Genomic DNA, 443 nt, shown 5'->3' on the forward strand with positions numbered 1-443 from the left:
AGCCGGGCGATCCCCGCGCCCGCCAGTGCCATGAGCCGCATCGCCTCACCATCGCTGACCAGCGTGTTGCCGGTGATCGGAATCATGATGACGCGGCCTTCCGCGTCGAGGAACGGCCAGCCATCGAGGTGCCTGACGAAGCCGAAGCCCATGCGGTTGTGTTTGTCGAGATCGGCTGGCGTCAGCGGTATGCCGTGCGTCTCGAGGTAAGAAGGTGCTGCAACAACGACCACCGGGCTTTGCCCGAGCTTGCGCGCCACCAGCCGTGACTCACTCAATGGCCCGGCACGGATGGCAACATCGGCGCGCTCCGCCATCAGGTCGACGACGCTGTCGGTCAGCACCAGATCGACCGAAATCTCGGGGTAGCGTTCCAGGAACCGAGGCAGAAGCGGGACCAGCCGATGCACCCCGAAGGGCACGTAGCTGTTAATGCGCACACG

Annotated in this window: 1 protein-coding gene; it reads right to left on the reverse strand. The window is 64.8% G+C overall.

The features are described 5' to 3' along the window. The coding region (locus tag ENZ75_RS34005) for a LysR substrate-binding domain-containing protein (protein ID WP_245481381.1) at positions 1-443 on the reverse strand (443 nt) is incomplete at both ends.

The organism is Mesorhizobium sp. M7A.F.Ca.CA.002.04.1.1 (assembly GCF_004022805.1).
In the GTDB taxonomy this organism is placed as follows: domain Bacteria; phylum Pseudomonadota; class Alphaproteobacteria; order Rhizobiales; family Rhizobiaceae; genus Mesorhizobium; species Mesorhizobium ciceri.